At 44.5% G+C, this 16,258-nt stretch carries 13 protein-coding genes and 1 tRNA gene; 10 read left to right on the forward strand and 4 right to left on the reverse strand.

Annotation, left to right across the window (positions count from 1 at the left end; translation table 11 throughout):
* Positions 1-62 precede the first annotated feature (62 nt).
* Positions 63-1,340 carry a histidine--tRNA ligase gene (locus tag MHB56_RS24190; protein ID WP_341144093.1) on the reverse strand — a complete coding sequence of 426 codons (1,278 nt, stop codon included), beginning with the start codon at positions 1,338-1,340 and terminating at the stop codon, positions 63-65.
* Between the two features lie 354 nt (positions 1,341-1,694).
* Here MHB56_RS24190 and MHB56_RS24195 point away from each other — a divergent pair, with 354 nt between their 5' ends.
* Positions 1,695-2,348 carry an HD domain-containing protein gene (locus MHB56_RS24195; RefSeq protein WP_036679342.1) on the forward strand — a complete coding sequence of 218 codons (654 nt, stop codon included), beginning with the start codon at positions 1,695-1,697 and terminating at the stop codon, positions 2,346-2,348.
* Between the two features lie 86 nt (positions 2,349-2,434).
* Positions 2,435-3,880, forward strand: a complete 1,446-nt coding sequence (locus tag MHB56_RS24200; protein ID WP_339172882.1) for a DEAD/DEAH box helicase — start codon at positions 2,435-2,437, stop codon at positions 3,878-3,880.
* Positions 3,881-3,978: 98 nt separating this feature from the next.
* Here MHB56_RS24200 and MHB56_RS24205 read toward each other — a convergent pair whose 3' ends face one another.
* On the reverse strand, positions 3,979-4,425 hold the full coding sequence (locus tag MHB56_RS24205; RefSeq protein ID WP_341144094.1) for a hypothetical protein: 447 nt from the start codon (positions 4,423-4,425) through the stop codon (positions 3,979-3,981).
* 307 nt (positions 4,426-4,732) lie between these two features.
* On the opposite strand from MHB56_RS24205, the gene MHB56_RS24210 reads away from it, so the two are divergent.
* Positions 4,733-7,048 carry an endo-1,4-beta-xylanase gene (locus MHB56_RS24210; protein ID WP_341144095.1) on the forward strand — a complete coding sequence of 772 codons (2,316 nt, stop codon included), beginning with the start codon at positions 4,733-4,735 and terminating at the stop codon, positions 7,046-7,048.
* A 288-nt stretch (positions 7,049-7,336) separates the two neighbouring features.
* Here the strand turns inward: MHB56_RS24210 and MHB56_RS24215 are convergent, their stop codons facing one another.
* A complete protein-coding gene (locus tag MHB56_RS24215; RefSeq protein ID WP_076125049.1) occupies positions 7,337-9,052 on the reverse strand; it encodes an ABC transporter ATP-binding protein in 1,716 nt (571 codons plus the stop codon).
* 286 nt (positions 9,053-9,338) lie between these two features.
* Here MHB56_RS24215 and MHB56_RS24220 point away from each other — a divergent pair, with 286 nt between their 5' ends.
* Entirely contained in the window at positions 9,339-10,517 is a 1,179-nt protein-coding gene (locus tag MHB56_RS24220) for a CynX/NimT family MFS transporter (RefSeq protein ID WP_248549329.1), read from the forward strand.
* A 92-nt stretch (positions 10,518-10,609) separates the two neighbouring features.
* On the opposite strand, the gene MHB56_RS24225 is transcribed toward MHB56_RS24220, so the two are convergent.
* A complete protein-coding gene (locus tag MHB56_RS24225; RefSeq protein WP_076184332.1) occupies positions 10,610-11,371 on the reverse strand; it encodes a methyltransferase domain-containing protein in 762 nt (253 codons plus the stop codon).
* A gap of 237 nt (positions 11,372-11,608) precedes the next feature.
* On the opposite strand from MHB56_RS24225, the gene MHB56_RS24230 reads away from it, so the two are divergent.
* The 6 genes from MHB56_RS24230 (at position 11,609) to MHB56_RS24255 (ending at position 16,066) form a co-directional block, all read left to right on the forward strand.
* Positions 11,609-11,692, forward strand: a tRNA-Leu gene (locus MHB56_RS24230).
* A 172-nt stretch (positions 11,693-11,864) separates the two neighbouring features.
* On the forward strand, positions 11,865-12,305 hold the full coding sequence (locus MHB56_RS24235) for an OsmC family protein (RefSeq protein WP_076125055.1): 441 nt from the start codon (positions 11,865-11,867) through the stop codon (positions 12,303-12,305).
* 57 nt (positions 12,306-12,362) lie between these two features.
* Positions 12,363-14,051 carry a dihydrolipoyl dehydrogenase gene (lpdA, locus tag MHB56_RS24240; RefSeq protein ID WP_341144096.1) on the forward strand — a complete coding sequence of 563 codons (1,689 nt, stop codon included), beginning with the start codon at positions 12,363-12,365 and terminating at the stop codon, positions 14,049-14,051.
* Positions 14,052-14,218: 167 nt separating this feature from the next.
* Complete coding sequence (locus tag MHB56_RS24245) at positions 14,219-14,653, forward strand: MarR family winged helix-turn-helix transcriptional regulator (RefSeq protein WP_076133667.1); 435 nt, start codon at positions 14,219-14,221, stop codon at positions 14,651-14,653.
* 529 nt (positions 14,654-15,182) lie between these two features.
* Positions 15,183-15,512 (forward strand): PadR family transcriptional regulator, encoded by a 330-nt coding sequence (locus tag MHB56_RS24250; RefSeq protein ID WP_341144097.1) that lies wholly within the window; start codon positions 15,183-15,185, stop codon positions 15,510-15,512.
* A complete protein-coding gene (locus tag MHB56_RS24255) occupies positions 15,509-16,066 on the forward strand; it encodes a DUF2812 domain-containing protein (RefSeq protein ID WP_076278624.1) in 558 nt (185 codons plus the stop codon). Before MHB56_RS24250 ends, MHB56_RS24255 begins: the two co-directional genes overlap by 4 nt.
* Positions 16,067-16,258 lie beyond the last annotated feature (192 nt).

Consider the following 16,258-nt stretch of genomic DNA (forward strand, 5'->3'; position numbering starts at 1 on the left):
CGCCGGTCGCCGGCGGGGTCTTTTTTTATGCAGATCTTTTTAGGAGGATATCAGGCAGCAGTTTAGCCAGTAATAAGGTAGATAGCTTCATCTAATGGAACTATAACTTCTGTTTGTTCCTTCATATCCTTCAGACGCAACTTATCCACACTGGATTCGCTCTCGCCGATCAGAATAACGTAACGTATTTTTTGGGATGAGGCTGTGGCGAGTTGCTTTTTAAGTTTTCTTTTACCAGATACCAGAGAGGTTCGGATAGAACAGGCACGGAGCTCGGCGGCTGCAATTAAAGCCTGTGGGAGCGTCTCGCCAATCGGAATGACCATAACCTCTGCTGTCTTGCGCTCTTGGATAGGACGTTCTGCAAGGAGCGCCATGATAGACTCCATACCAAAAGATAAGCCAACCGTAGGATATTGAATATCCTCTCTGCCCACTAGCTGTCCGATGATAGCGTCATATCTGCCTCCACCACCCAAGCTTGAGGTAAAGGAACCGGATGCATCAAAGATCTCGTAGACGGTTCCAGTGTAGAAAGAAAGCCCGCGGGACAAGAAGGGATCGAAACGGCAAGTCTGCTGCAGCTGAATGTCTTGGAGTAGCTTTTGCAGGACAAGAACCTCCATTGCTCCCGGTTGTCCGGTAAGACTATATTTTTCGCATAACTGCTCAAAGCTTGGATTGTCCATTTCAATAAGCTCTAGAATAGCAGCGATGGTTGTAGGATCTATTTCCTTGCTGATCAATTCATTTTTCACGCCGCTGAGGTTGATTTTTTCTAATTTATCCAAGGTTAGCATAACGGACAGTTGGTTCTCGGCAGGTACACCCAGCGATTCCAGAATCTCACCGAGAAAACGTCTGTTGTTCCATTTTAGGATGATCGGGATGTCCAGCTTGCGAAAAGCTTCTGTGGCCAGCTGCATCAATTCAGCTTCCGCCTCAGGTCCTGAAATACCAACAACATCCACATCGCATTGCAAAAATTCACGCAGGCGCCCACGTTTCACGGGACCATCACGGAATACTTTTCCGATCTCATAACGCTTGAAGGGGAACTCTATTCCGGGATTTAAAGCGATCACTTTGGCAAAAGGGATGGTCAGATCATATCGTAAGCCCAGCTTGCGGTTACCTTGATCGGTTAGTTGGTACATCTCCTTGAGAATTTCATCCCCACCTGCATATTTCGAGGTTAATAACTCCAGTTCATTTAATAATGTGGTGTCCATGGATTCAAAATCATAGAGTTCGAACAAATCCTGCAGCGTATTTTGAATGTTCTTTCTGAGCGCCTGCTCTTTTCCGAAGTAATCATAAGTTCCTTTAATGTTTTGCATCGTTAGTAGCTCCTTTGAATTGGCATAGTTTAGAAATAAAAAAACGCGCAGGACCTCATGGTCCTGCGCGTGATCTATGCCGCAGGGAGGCCAACGCGAGTAGCGTTAGCCTCCCTGAGAATTTCAGGGTTGCTAACGCTGTTTGTGATAATAATGAAGTTGATTCAGCATGATTGTTATGGTGTTCATCAGAATCAATTCCCTTCGACATTTTGATTACTGCCGATTATAGCGGATCATTTGGAGTCGTGCAAGTAAGAATTTGTTATAACGAAGATTTTTAGTAGGCGAATGGACAGGCAATCAGCTATAATAGGGCTTCGATATTTCATAGGCGAGGGGAGCTTGTTGACGATGAATCAACCTTTAATAATAGCCCGGGCGGAAGAATTTGTGAAAGAACAACTGGGACAAGATACTACGGGGCATGACTGGTGGCACACCCATCGGGTCCGCAGCACAGCATGTGAAATTGCTGAGATCGAGCGTGCGGATGTTTTTATCTGTACGATGGCAGCCTTGCTGCATGATGTTGCAGACGAGAAGCTTAATCCGTCAAAAGAAGCAGGTCTGCTTAAAGTCCATACTTGGCTCACGGCAAACCTTACAGAGGAAGAGCAAATTCGTCATATCATGCTGATCGTTGAAACAATGTCCTTTAGTGGTGGTGGAGGAGAACCTATGCAGACTCTGGAAGGTCAAGTGGTGCAGGATGCAGATCGACTAGATGCACTTGGCGCGATTGGCATTGCCAGAACCTTTATTTTCTCAGGCGCAAAGGGACGTCCGGCTTATGATCCAGAAGTGGCTCCACGCGAGGAGTCGCTGCAAAAGGAATACAGGGATTATAGCAAGGGGACGGCTGTGAATCATTTTTATGAGAAGCTGTTGAAACTAAAATTCTTAATGAATACGGCTTATGGACGCAAGTTAGCGGAAGAACGGCATGATTTCATGTTGAATTTTCTGGACCAGTTCTATAAGGAATGGAATCAAGGACGCCAATAACTGTTATAATGATAAGTATGCACAAGATGGAAGGATCGCGGAGTTTCCGCTTTAACCAGAACAATCGGCATAGAAGAGGTTGAACGATGAGTGAATTGCAATTTAGAGATTATGAGTTAGACGAAGAGATAATTAAAGCACTGGATGTTCTGAAATTTATGACACCTACGGAGGTACAGAGCAAGGTAATTCCTGTGGCTTTGCAGCAAAAGGATCTGATTGTGAAATCGCAAACAGGCAGTGGCAAGACGGGAGCTTATGGTATTCCGCTTTGCGATCTGGTGGATTGGGTGGAGAATAAGCCGCAGGCTTTGATTCTTACGCCAACTCGGGAGCTTGCGATGCAGGTGAAAGAGGATATTACGAACATCGGACGTTTTAAACGGATTAAAGCAGTTGCTCTTTTCGGCAAGCAGCCCTTTGCCCCTCAAAAGATAGAGCTTACGCAAAAAACACATGTTGTCGTAGGTACGCCTGGACGCGTATTTGACCATATTGAAAGAGGCACACTTCCGCTAAATCGAATCAAATATTTGATCATCGATGAAGCTGACGAAATGCTGAGCATGGGCTTTATTGAGCAGATCGAGAAGATCATTAAGCAGCTGCCCAAAGAGCGAGTAACGATGTTATTCTCAGCTACCTTACCCGAAGTCATTAAGAATTTGTGCCTAAAATATATGAGCGATCCAACGGATATCGAGATTCAGGCAAGTGGAATTACGACGGCTACGATTGAACATGCGTTGATTGAAGTGAGACAAGCTGCCAAATTCTCTTTGCTAAGCGATATCATAACGGTGGAGAATCCGGATAGCTGTATTGTTTTTTGCCGTACGCAAGAGCAGGTGAATGCTGTATTCAGAGGACTGGCGGATCTGGAATATCCTTGTGATAAGATCCACGGGGGTATGGAGCAGGATGAGCGCTTTGAGGTCATGAATGCTTTTAAAAGAGGGCAATTCCGCTATTTAATCGCTACCGATGTGGCGGCTAGAGGGATTGATATCGAGAATATCACCCATGTGATTAATTACGATATTCCACTGGAAAAAGAAAGCTACGTGCATCGTACAGGCAGAACCGCGCGTGCAGGCAAGACAGGTAAAGCGATCACTTTTGTCACTCCGAATGAGCAGAAGTGGGTAACTGAAATCGAAAGCTATATTGGCTTCAGCATTCCGCATATGAAAGCACCTTCGGACGACGCAGTGGCCTACGCAAAGGAAGCGTTCGAGCAGAAGATTAATAAGCAGCCTGTCCGCAAAAAGGACAAAAGCGAAAGCTTAAACAAAGAGATTATGAAGCTATACTTCAACGGCGGCAAGAAAAAGAAGCTAAGAGCCGTGGATTTTGTCGGCACAATAGCAAAGCTTGAAGGTATGTCCGCCGAAGATATCGGGATTATCTCGATTCAGGACAATGTGACCTACGTGGATATTTTGAACGGTAAAGGCGCAATGGTGCTGCAAGCGATGAGAGAGACCACCGTGAAGGGCAAGCAGCTGAAGGTTCATATTGCGAAAAAATAAATCAAGGATGACAGCTTATTGCTAAGCTCCTTGCAAATATGCCGCTACTGATGCGGTTTATATGAAGAGGGAGTCGTGTTCACAACACGGCTCTTTTTTTATTTGTTGTTGTATCTCAGTATCTCCAAGGAATGCCGAAATGAACGGTATAACTCCCGTACAATTGGTCGATTCAGCTGGAAGTGGCGAAATGAACGGTAGAACTCCCGTACATTGTGCGGATCCTGCTGGAAACGCCGAAATGAACGGTAAAAATCCCGTACAATGCGTTGATCCAGCTGAAAGTGCCGAATTGTACGGTAGAAATCCCGTACAATGTGCTGATCCAGCTGGAAGTTGCGAAATGAACGGTAGAAATCCCGTACATTGTGCTGATTCAGCTGGAAGTGGCGAAATGAACGGTATAACTCCCGTACATTGTGCGGATCCCGCTGGAAACGCCGAAATGAACGGTAGAACTCCCGTACATTGTGCTGATCCAGCTGGAAGTGGCGAAATGAACGGTAGAACTCCCGTACATTCAGCCAGCATGTTATGTAACCCAAGAGACAACACCTTAATAGTGTCGTCTCTTGGGTTTTTTCGGCGCTAAATGGATCTGATAATGCAGATCCGTTCAGCTTAAGTAAAATAAGATCGAAAATAATTAATTTTAGTTCCATAAATGGAAACATATGTGATATTATGGCGATATAGAGCCCATACTTCACGGATGACCTGCCTAGCTTGGTTCCTCCTGAGGATAGGCTCTGATTTTTTTATGAGGAAGGTGGTGTGGCCCGAGCGGTATCGGGGACAGGAAGAAACGAAGCCATAAGGTTCGAACCTAACTCAGAAGGGAGAATCGAAGCGATGAAAAAAGGAACTTTTTTGAAAGCGCTTAATTTTGTTTTGGTTTTATGTTTGCTTGTACCTGCGTATTGGGCTGCACCCGCACATGCGGAGAACACGCTTATTCAGCAAAGCGATTTTGAAGATGGCACTGTTCAGGGTTGGAGTGGACGTGGGGAAGTTGAGGTGCTTACAGCCAAAACAGATGCGGCACGCAGCGGCACATATGGCCTGGAGGTAAGCGGCCGAACAAAAACGTGGCATGGACCTTCACTGGATGTGACTAGCCAGCTGGAAGTGGGACAAACTTATGTGTTTATTGGATGGGTGAAGCTGCCTGCCGGATCATCCAACGCGAATATCTATATGTCACTGCAGCGGACATTACCTTCTACCATTCATTATGACAATTTGACCTTTGGAGCAGTGACAGCGAACGGTTGGGTGAAGCTTCAGGCGCAGTACAAGCTATTGGAGCCGGCAGATCAACTTTCTATTTATTTTGAAGTGCCGGCTAGCGCGACAACTTCTTTTTATTTGGATGATTTTCGATTGGAAAAGCTACCGGATCTCGGTCCAATTGTCATCGAGGATGCGATTCCTTCGCTGAAGGATGTGTTTGCAAACAAATTTCTGATCGGCTCGGCGTTTACGAATAGTGAGCTGCTGACAGCTCCGGATCGGCAATTGTTGGCCAAGCATTTTGATAGTGTAACGCCAGGAAATATTCTGAAATGGGATAGCACGGAGCCGCAGGAAGGTGTGTTTAATTTCGCTGAAGCTGACACGGCAGTAGCTTTTGCTACCGCAAATGGGCAGCAGGTACGTGGACATACCCTGGTCTGGCATTCGCAGACACCGGATTGGGTGTTCCGTGACGCCAGCGGTAATTTGGTCTCCAAAACGGTGTTATATGAGCGGATGAAGAGTCATATTAAGACTGTTATGGAACGTTATAAAGGTGAAATCTATGCTTGGGATGTCGTCAACGAAGTGATTGACACTTCGCAATCTGATGGCATGCGCCGCAGCCTGTGGTACCAGATCGCGGGTGAAGAGTATATTGAGAAGGCGTTCCAGTTCGCTCATGAAGCTGATCCTAACGCAAAACTGTTCATCAATGACTACAATACCCATGAGCCAGCCAAAAGCCAAGCGCTATACAATCTGATTGTACGACTTCAGGCTAAAGGGGTTCCTATTGACGGAGTAGGGCATCAAACGCACATTAGTTTGTATTATCCTTCGCTCTCTGAAATCGAAAATTCGATTATCAAGTTCAAGGCTTTAGGGCTGGAAACTCATATTACTGAGCTGGATATTAGTGTGTATTCTGATAATTCTCAAGCCTATGAGATCTTCCCTGATAATTTGAAGCAGCGCCAAGCGGCTTTATACAAATCATTATTTGAGATCTTCCTGCGGCACACGGATACGGTCACGAATGTCACTCTCTGGGGGAAGGATGACAGTAATACTTGGTTGCGCACTTATCCGGTAGCCCGTAACAATTGGCCTTTATTATTTGATGAGCGCCTCCAATCTAAGCCGGCCTACTGGTCTGTATTGGAGACAGTGGCAGCTCCCGTAGTTCCAGCAGCTCCTGCTAACTTGAATGCAGCTGCAGGCAATGGGCTCGTGAATCTTAGCTGGAGCACCTCGGCGGGCGCAACTTCCTACACGGTGAAACGGTCACTTACGAGTGGTGGCCCTTATACCACTCTGACTACGGCTACCGGGACGAGCTATAGCGATGCGGCGGTTAGCAACGGAACGACTTATTATTATGTTGTGAATGCTGTCAATAGTGCGGGTACGAGCAGCAATTCTGTACAAGCGATGGCTACACCGCAAGGCTCGGGGCCTGTCGAACCGGTCACCGGGCTTGCAGTGGCGTATCGGACAGCGGATACTAACCCAAATGACAACCAGATGAAGCCCTATTTTAATATTAAAAATAACGGCACAACTGCAGTCGATCTTAGCGAGCTGAGCATCCGTTACTGGTATACGATCGATGGAGACAAGCCGCAATCCTTTTTCTGCGATTATGCCCAGATCGGCAACAGCAAGGTAGCAGGCAGCTTTGTAAAGCTGGACACGCCTCGAACGGGAGCAGATTACTATTTGGAAGTGAAATTCAACGCAGGTGCGGGCATGCTTGCCGCTGGAGGAACTTCCGGGGATATTCAGACCCGGATACACAAGACAGATTGGAGCAATTTTAACGAGGCCAATGATTATTCGTTTAATTCACTTCAGACCGCTTATGCGGATTGGAACAAGGTGACCCTTTATCGGAACGGAGTGCTGGTATGGGGAACAGAGCCGCAATAGCGAAACTAGGGGAACTGAGCTTTAATTGTGCCGTTTTTAATTTTTAGGGAAAACCTCCCTAAATATTGCCTGAATTCCACTATTATGAGCAAATTGGGGTGAATTTGCGGGAGGTTTTCCCTGATTGCAAGGATTAGAGCAATAAACCAAAGAAAATCAGGGAGGAATTCCTTAATCAAGCATCACGTTTGCTGCAAATAGAGGAGTTACGTGAAAAAGCAAGCCTAGTCGCCAAAAACATGGTGACTAGGCTTGCTTCATTTTTGCCCAGCTGTGGCAAATTACTTTTTAAAAGTTATATTGTGCCTGATGCAGACGGCTGTAAATTCCACCAGCATGGACTAATTCCTCATGTCTGCCTTGTTCAGCGATTCCTTCTTCATTCACGACCATAATCCGGTCGGCATTTTTGATCGTCGTCAAACGGTGAGCGATGACGAGTGTGGTTCTGCCTACGGACAGATCAGCCAGGGATTGCTGAATCGCGGCTTCGGTCTCTGTGTCCAGCGCGGAAGTAGCTTCATCCAGAATCAGAATCGGCGGATTCTTGAGGAACATGCGAGCGATAGCCAGGCGCTGCTTTTGTCCACCGGACAATTTCACACCGCGCTCCCCGATGACTGTCTCCATTCCATCTGGCAGATTCTGAATGAGCTCCTCCAGATGAGCACGTCGCGCAGCTTCCCAGATTTCAGGCAGCTTTGCATCCAGTTTCCCATAGGCGATATTCTCGCGAATTGTCCCGGAGAACAGGAAAACATCCTGCTGCACGATCCCGATTTGTTTGCGCAGCGATTCCAGCTTCATGTCACGGATATCGATGCCATCAATCGTGATGGCCCCGGCTGTGACATCATAGAAGCGCGGAAGCAGGCTGCAGATTGTTGTTTTGCCTGCGCCGGACGGCCCAACAAAGGCAATGGTTTCGCCAGCCTTTACGTTAAGGCTTATATTTTGCAGAACCGGACGATTCTCTTCGTATCCAAAAGATACATCCTGGAATGTAATATCACCGCGCAAAGCGTTGATCTCCACGGCATCCGGTTTGTCACTGATGTCAGGTTCCGTGTCAATGATCTCCAGATAACGTCTGAAGCCGGCAATTCCTTTAGGATAACTTTCGATCACGGCATTGATTTTCTCGATAGGGCGGAAGAAGATATTAGACAACAAGATAAACGCCACAAATTCACCGATTTGCAGCTCGCCATTGATAAAGAACCATGCGCCGCAGATCATCACCAGGATAGTAATGAGGCGGGTCATCATATAGCTGACGGACAAGCTTCTAGCCATGATTTTATAAGCCATAAGTTTTGTTTTGCGGAACATTTGATTATCTACTGCGAATAGTTCTTGTTCATGCTGCTCATTGGCAAAAGATTGCACGACCCGAATCCCGCCGACATTGTCTTCGATACGGGCATTGAAACTGCCTACATTTCCAAATAGCTGGCGATAAGTTGAAGTCATATTGCGGCCGAAGTAGATGATTACCCAAGCCATAATTGGAACGATAATAAAAGTAATAATCGCCAGCTTCAGATTAATATCAGCCATTAGGAGAAAGGCTCCGACAAGGGTCATGATTGCAATAAATACATCCTCAGGACCGTGATGCGCCACTTCGCCGATATCATTTAAGTCATTGGTGATTCTTCCGATTAGATGGCCTGTTTTATTATTATCAAAGAATCGGAACGAGAGTTTCTGAATATGGTCAAACATTTTTTTGCGCATATCAGTTTCGATATTTATGCCCAGCATATGACCCCAGTAGGTGACAATATACTGCATCACCGTATTTAAGGCGTAAATCGCCAGCAGCGCAACACAAGCGATAAGAATAAGCGGCCAATCTTGACCAGGAAGCAAATCATCAATAAATTTATTGACGGCTACCGGAAAAGCCAGTTCTAGCAGTCCCGCAAAAACAGCGCAGGAGAAATCCAATATAAATAATTTTCTATACGGACGATAGTAGGAAAAAAACCTTCGAAGCATTCTGTTCACTCTTTTCTGTGGTTTAAATATGAGTTCAAATGAAATTGATTCTCAACTACCCGATGATATGGATACTAAAGATGGTCAGCGGTTTTGTCAATAATTCGGGTATAAAATTACTTAAGGGTTGTAACTTCTAATAGAATAGTAGATGATGGTTCATAGTGTTTAAAATATTTCAAATCCTTGACAAGCTCTGTGCTTGGCGGGGTTATTTGTTTGTAATTTAGGAGGATACACGATGAAAGCTTCACAAAGCGAAGGACACATTCAGAATAATAGCTTAATGGACAGCAAATATGATCGCTGGCTACTTGTGCTGGGAATTATTTTTATCGCTGCAGCGCTGCGGGCTCCATTTACTTCTGTGGGTCCATTAATACAATTGATTCAGGATGACCTCGGCTTATCCAATACTCTAGCAGGAGCTATTACTACTTTACCATTATTGGCTTTTGCCATCTTGTCCCCGTTTGCTCCAAAGCTGGCCCGCCGTTTTGGTTTAGCTAATGTGTTATTAGTTGCCATGGTCATGCTGGCTATGGGAATTCTAATTCGCTCGGGATCTGGAGCAGGTCTGTTGTTCACAGGTACTGCTATACTTGGATTATCCATTGCCGTGTGTAATGTACTACTTCCAGGTCTTATTAAAGGGAAGTTTCCTCACAAAATCGGGCTAATGACAGGTATCTACACGGTTTCTATGAATTTATGCGCAGCTATTGCCTCAGGAATTAGTGTACCGCTGGCAACGAATGCTGGATTCGGTTGGAGAGGAACCTTGGCCATCTGGTTTATGATCGCAGCTCTAGCAACAGTGTTCTGGATTCCGCAAATGCGTAAGCTTAATCAAGGAACCGGCTCTAAGAGTGCAGCCTCAAGCAAAAATATGTGGCGTTCATCTCTTGCTTGGAAAGTCACGATCTTTATGGGCTTACAGTCACTGCTTTATTACGTCTTTATTGCCTGGTTTTCGGTTCTCCTCGGTGAACGGGGAATGTCGTCGAGTAATGCGGGTTGGTTTCTCTCGCTCATGCAATTGGCACAGCTACCCTTTACTTTCTTCGTACCGCTGTGGGCAGGCCGGATGAAGAACCAACGTATTCTAGTTATAATCACTGCTGTTCTTTATTTCATCGCATTAGGTGGCATCTGGCAAGGCAGCGGCGCTTTAATGGCTGTCTGGGCGGTATGCTTTGGTATTGCCGGAGGATTTGCCTTCGGTCTTGCGATGATGTTCTTCAGTCTAAGAACAAGAAGCACGCAAGAAGCGGCGGAGCTGTCAGGAATGGCCCAATCTGTGGGTTATGTACTGGCAGCAATGGGACCGGCATTATTCGGCTGGCTGCATGATGTAACGAACAGCTGGACGGTGCCATTGATTTTACTGCTGGGTGCAAGTGTACTGTTGATGGTTGTCGGGCTTGGCGCTGGCAGTGATCGGTATGTTGGAGACAGAAAATAGGATCCCGTGTAAAAAAGAGTGTACTAGCGCGTATTAAGCGCCAGTGCACTCTTTTTTTGACTATTGAACATGAGAAGTATTTCTTATCTATTCTAGCTTCGTTTGTAAGCAACAATCCGGATTCTGCGATAATCCATTACCCAGCGGCCGTCCTGATATAGCTTGGATTTCAATTTCTGTTCCATAGAAGAGAGAACTTCTGCGCGTTCGGTCGGTGTGAGCACACTTAAGATTCCATCGGCAAAAGTATTCAGCCACCGCTGAAATCCTTGCTCCAAGCCTTCCAGTGGTGTTGGCCGGTCAAAACAAAGGGCGAGGTCCACGGTCAGTCCGTGCTTCTCTAGTAGAGTTGCATACTCGCCAACGCTTGGGAAGTACCAGGGCAAATGCAGCTTATGACTACAGCCAATGGCTGCAAAAGCTTGTGGAAGGCCAGCGACGATGGAAGCAATATTGCCCAGTCCACCGAACTCGGCCACGAAACGGCCGCCTACCCGCAGGCTGGCAACAATGGACGCCGCCGCTCCGTTTGCGTCTGTTAGCCAGTGAAGGGCAGCGTTGCTGAACACAGCATCGACTGGCTGTTCCGCGACATAAGTTTGCCCATCAGCTAAGACAAAGCTTAGATGGGGATGCTTGTCACGGGCTGTCTGAATCATTTCGGCAGAGGCATCAATACCTGTCACAGTGGCGCCCTTAGCAGCAATGGCTGCCGCCAAATCCCCGGTTCCACAGCCCCAATCGATAATCTGTTCGCCTGGCTGTGGGTGAAGCAGCTCAATCAATGATTCTCCAAACTGAGACACAAAGGCCATATCAGTATCATAGGTTTGGGTATTCCACTGTTGGTTCATAAGTATTCATCCTTTCTATTGATCGATTATTCCGACATCTCCGTCATAGCGCCTTACTTTATCTATGTTGTACCATATGAGGCTTTATAATAGAAATATATAAACTGAATAATATTGATTGGTTATACCTATGAGTCTATATGAAGCCTATTTCAATAACACAAAAACCTTGCGTTTTAAATGCAGAGGGAGTATAGTATTATGTACAGGCGGTTTTGGTCGCCAGTTACATAATATGCGGTCATGGCGGAATTGGCAGACGCGCTGGCTTCAGGTGCCAGTGGTAGCAATATCGTGGAGGTTCGAGTCCTCTTGACCGCATCCTATCAACAAAAACAGGTTTCTGATTTACCTATTCAGGTAGATTGGAAACCTGTTTTTTTATTGAATCAGGTTCGAGTTCTTCTTCGAAAAAATACTTACTTAGCTAAGTATTGATATTCATCGATTACTATGTTATTATTTTCACAATCTTAAGGAGGAGGTAATACATATGTTAACTACTTTTAAAGCGACAGCTAAAAAACTGCCTAATGGAATGCAAGTTGAAACCAATTCTAGAGGTTTTAAGATTATTATGGACGAACCAGAGGATTTGGGGGGGACCGATGTTGGTTTGAATCCCGTCGAGGCGTTATTGTGTGCCTTTGGTGCATGTCAGTCCATTGTCGCTAGTGCCTTTGCAGACGCTAACGATTTTAGCTTCGAAGAATTTTATGTTGAACTTGAAGGAGACTTAGATCCGGATGGTTTCATGGGTCTTGCAGATGTGAGAAATGGTTTCCAAGAAATTCGTTTTGTTATGCATTTTAAAACCAACGAAAGCCAAGAAAAGGCAGATGCTTTTGCAGACTTTATCGAGAAGACATGTCCTGTTGGAGATTGTCTTGCTAACGGTGTGAAGCTGGTAAAAGCAGGCGTAGTCATTCACTAATACATTCGCTTAAGGGGGCTCTTTATGAGTCCCCTCAAGGATATGAGGAGCTTAACGATGGAAATAAAAATGTCTATGATTCCAGGTGGCAAAAAGGGGAAAGCAGGCAAGATAAATGTAAATATCGGTGACAAGATATCTGCAGGAGATACCTTGGTACAGATTGAAACTGGAAAAGGCAACAGATCGATTGAAGCGGCAGAAGAGGGTATTATTATCAATATATTATTTGAAGAGGGGAGCGAGATTGCCTCAAATCAAGTCTTATTTGAAGTAAATCCGATCCAGGTGGAGGCTTCGGTCCAATCATCTGTCCCACAACCTGCAGTCGCCGTGCAACAAACTCATGCTATAAACCCTGACTTGCTTATCATTGGAGCAGGACCAGGAGGTTACGTTGCCGCTATTTATGCAGCAAAAAAAGGACTTCAGGTAGCGATGATTGAGAAAGAAGAATTAGGAGGTACCTGCTTAAATGTTGGCTGTATCCCTACAAAATCTTTAGTCAAATCATCTGAAATCTGTCATGAAATAAAAAACTCCTCTTTGTTTGGTATAACAACAGGATCTGATCTTCAAGTGGATATGAAGCAGGTTATTCGTCGTAAAAATGAAGTCAAAGAGAAATTGGTCTCCGGCGTTGGTTATTTAATGAAAAAAAACGGTGTTCAGGTTGTTCGCGGCCACGCTTCGTTCCTATCGGCGCATGAAGTGAAGGTAACCGGCGAAAATAGTTACCATATTTCAGTAAAAAATATCATTGTGGCAACAGGCTCGAGGATTTCCAAGGTGAACATCCCAGGAATTGATCTGCCATTTGTAATGAACAGTACTGAAGCGCTCGCCTGCGAAGAGTTACCAAAGGTAATAACTATCATCGGAGGCGGGGTTATCGGCATGGAATTCGCCTTCATTTACCGTAACCTAGGAGTTGAAGTTCATGTTGTAGAATTTATGGACCGTCTGCTAACGATGCTGGACAGTGATATTTCGGTAGAAATTATGTGTTTAGCTCAGCGGGCTGGGATTCATATTCATACCAACTCCAAAGTTTCCAAAATCCAACGTGCGGATGATGGTCAGGCGATTGTAACCTATGAGAATAGTGAGGGTGAGCATCTGCTAGTTAGTGAAAAAGTATTGGTCGCTATTGGACGCGAGCCTAACCTAGAGGGTCTGGATATCGAAAAAGCAGGTATTCAACTAAATGAACGTGGTAAAGGTATTGCCGTTGATAAACAAATGCGTACGAATGTAGAGAATGTGTATGCGATTGGCGATGTAACTAACATTATTCAGCTTGCTCATGTTGCTTCACATCAGGGCATTACGGCTGTAAACACCTTACTCGGCGAATCCCAAGATATGCATTATTCCGCGGTACCGAATGTAATTTTCACCTCTCCAGAGATTGCCAGCGTCGGGCTGTTGGAAGATGAATGTAAGGAGAATGGGCTGGACTATCGCGTGAGTAAGGCATCTTTTGCAAGTAACGGAAAATCATTGACTATGAATGAACCGGAAGGTTATATCAAATTAATCAAAGATAATGGCTCCGGAAAGATTGTGGGAGGGTCTATCATTGGTCCCGATGCGTCTTCTCTGATTAGTAGCCTTACACTTGCGATTGCCAATGGGCTTACGGAACAACAGATTACACAGACAATCTTTGCCCATCCAACTACTGGGGAAGTAATTCATGAAGCTGCATTCGGTTTAGGAATTGGGGCGTTGCATCAAGGATAAGTTGTTCTATGTATCTCGGGAGACGGATCCCCTACTGCAGCCTAAATAAATGAACTATTTGATCACTTGAAAAGTATGTTCAGCTTCCTTAATATATTTTGCTATAATAAATTAGAAAAGAGTTGATTATTTTAAGATAAAACAGTTGGGATTGGTTGGTGTAAACATTGTTTAATTTAGATGACTGTATGGCCTTTATTGCAAACCGTAGTGCAAAAATATTCGCGGAAGCCTTGGAAAAGGAATTTCGGCCGTATAATATGACCCGGAGCCAATGGATTGCGATGTATTACATCTATACCAGTGAATCCATTACCCAGAGAGAACTAGCAGATAAAATGTCTATAAAAGAGCCCAGCGTAGTCAGGCTGCTTCAAAAATTAGAATCTGAGGGGTTCTTGCATCGCTCTGGCACCCATGCGGATAAGCGAGTCAAGCAGTTGGAATTGTCAGATAAGGGAGTACAGATCTATCTCGATTTACTGCCGGTTGCCGAAAAGTTTAAAGATGATACGATCACCAATATTTCTGAACAGGATCTTCAAACGTTTAAAAATGTATTAGGTGTCATGGTTGAAAATGCCTCAAAAGAGAGACCATAAAAAACTATGCAGAACAAAATAAAGAATAGGTCAGGTTGGGTATGTTCCTTTTTTACATATCTTATCTGGCCTATTTTTTGTATAGACTTTTGTAGTTTTAGTATATGTACGAACAGTGTCTGCTAACGGACCGTATGGCCGCTATTATTGATTTTTGGCACATTTTACAGAGGTTTCGGACTGCATAGCGCTTATTGCTAAGGAATCGTGTGAAAAGCGAGTGTTTGGAGACGAATAGCTGCATCTGAGTCCGAACGTAAGCTGAAACACGCTATTTTTCGGAAATAGCGGCATCTCAGTCCGATACTTCATAATGAGGAAGGAATAGGTGCCACGGTGGGAGTATCTAGCTGCTGAGTAGCCCCCCAACTATCCGTCCTAGCTAAGTGCTAGGCGTTTTTTTTGTTGCGCTCATAATCGCTGCGATGAAAAAATGGGTGTTTTTGTATTGACAATTATATCGGCTTCCGTAATAATGGTATTACGGAAGCCGATATATCGACAACAGTAATAGAATGGGGATGAAATAATGCCTGAAAGCACAGAAAGAGGCGCATTAACTGAAGCTGTATTTTATATCTTATTGTCTCTATATACAGCAATGCACGGATACGCAATTATGCAGAATGTGAAGGACTTAAGTAACGGTCGGGTTGATCTGGGCGCGGGCACTTTATACGGAGCACTTAACACTTTACTGGAAAAAGGCTGGATAAAAGCAGTGGAAGGGGAGCAAGGTTCTCGTAGAAAAGAATACGAAATTACCGGCTTAGGAAAGTCAGTGATTCAGGGAGAGATCATCCGTCTGGAAGAATTGATAGCCAATGGTAAGAGAATAACTGGAGGTGAGTCCAAATGAAACATGTGGTTCGCAAGCTGATTTGGGATTATGAGAAGGAAGAACAGTGGCTTAATGAAATGTCTGCGAAGGGGATGGCTCTATCAGAATTATCTTGGTGCAAATATGTGTTTACAGAGACCCCCAATAATGAGTACACGTATAGAATTGAGCTTTTAGATAACTTGCCGGATCATCCGGATAGCATCAAATATATCAAGTTTTTAGAGGAAAACGGTATAGATTGTGTGAGTACTTACATGCGCTGGGTTTACCTTAGAAAGAAGTCAGTGGAAGGTCCGTTTGATATTTACACAGATCTGGAATCCAGAATAAAACACTATAAGCGAATCAACAGGTTATGGAAATCTGTAATGTGGTTAGAGTTGATTTTAGGCCTATTTAATGTGATGATTGGTGTAATAAATTATTCTTTTTCATCACAGAATCTCAGCATGGTAAACGTAATAATGGGCGGAATGTTGATTTTGTTAGGTCTTGTTTTTTTAATTATTGGTGCACCTATCCGTAAGAAAATTAAGAAGCTTCAGCTGGAAAATTTGATAATAGAATAGGACTTTAGAGTTGTAACATGCACACACGGCAAGTTTCCTTTTCAGAGGGAGACTTGCTGTTTATTTTTGCGGAGTTTTACTGCGAAAGTTACCAGTCTATCATTTAGGACTCAACTATCAAGCTTATTTACCGAAAAAAAGGTATACTGAAATTATTACAAGTTTGTTAATATAGTCCCCCATTTTCAAAAG

It is taken from the genome of Paenibacillus sp. FSL H8-0315 (assembly GCF_038005365.1).
GTDB lineage: Bacteria > Bacillota > Bacilli > Paenibacillales > Paenibacillaceae > Paenibacillus_AQ > Paenibacillus_AQ odorifer.

Bases quoted from the DNA above. Each gene is read 5' to 3' on its own strand.
- MHB56_RS24190 (WP_341144093.1), bottom strand. From the start codon at position 1,340: ATGCAAAACATTAAAGGAACTTATGATTACTTCGGAAAAGAGCAGGCG.
- MHB56_RS24195 (WP_036679342.1), top strand. From the start codon at position 1,695: ATGAATCAACCTTTAATAATAGCCCGGGCGGAAGAATTTGTGAAAGAA.
- MHB56_RS24200 (WP_339172882.1), top strand. From the start codon at position 2,435: ATGAGTGAATTGCAATTTAGAGATTATGAGTTAGACGAAGAGATAATT.
- MHB56_RS24210 (WP_341144095.1), top strand. From the start codon at position 4,733: ATGAAAAAAGGAACTTTTTTGAAAGCGCTTAATTTTGTTTTGGTTTTA.
- MHB56_RS24215 (WP_076125049.1), bottom strand. From the start codon at position 9,052: ATGCTTCGAAGGTTTTTTTCCTACTATCGTCCGTATAGAAAATTATTT.
- MHB56_RS24220 (WP_248549329.1), top strand. From the start codon at position 9,339: ATGGACAGCAAATATGATCGCTGGCTACTTGTGCTGGGAATTATTTTT.
- MHB56_RS24225 (WP_076184332.1), bottom strand. From the start codon at position 11,371: ATGAACCAACAGTGGAATACCCAAACCTATGATACTGATATGGCCTTT.
- MHB56_RS24235 (WP_076125055.1), top strand. From the start codon at position 11,865: ATGTTAACTACTTTTAAAGCGACAGCTAAAAAACTGCCTAATGGAATG.
- lpdA (WP_341144096.1), top strand. From the start codon at position 12,363: ATGGAAATAAAAATGTCTATGATTCCAGGTGGCAAAAAGGGGAAAGCA.
- MHB56_RS24250 (WP_341144097.1), top strand. From the start codon at position 15,183: ATGCCTGAAAGCACAGAAAGAGGCGCATTAACTGAAGCTGTATTTTAT.
- MHB56_RS24255 (WP_076278624.1), top strand. From the start codon at position 15,509: ATGAAACATGTGGTTCGCAAGCTGATTTGGGATTATGAGAAGGAAGAA.